Here is a 354-nt window from a genome sequence, read left to right on the forward strand (position 1 = left end):
TCACTACAGGAGGAACTGGGCAATTCACCTACTCATGGACTCGCAATGGAGCTACCATAAGTGATAACACGGAGCAGATTACTAATCTAGCTCCCGGTTATTACCAGGCATGGATTAAGGACGTTAACACCGGCTGCCAGGTACAAACCGAATTGATTGGAATAACCCAACCCTATCCTTTGTCTTTTGAATATCAAGCAACCTCGCCAATGTGTGCTGATTCGCAAACAGGCACACTTGAGATTTACCCTAATGGCGGCACGGCTCCATACACGCTCTCTATACTTCAAAATGATGAGGTAATATATCAACTCAATGGATACGATGATTTCTCTCAAGATCAACTTTTAGCTG

General features: G+C 44.1%; 1 protein-coding gene. It reads left to right on the top strand.

Annotated features, from left to right (window positions below; translation table 11 throughout):
* Positions 1-354 (top strand): hypothetical protein (locus tag JL102_RS23430; protein WP_394369250.1); only part of this gene is annotated, 354 nt, incomplete at both ends.

This window comes from Fulvivirga sediminis, assembly GCF_016757215.1.
Lineage (GTDB): Bacteria > Bacteroidota > Bacteroidia > Cytophagales > Cyclobacteriaceae > Fulvivirga > Fulvivirga sediminis.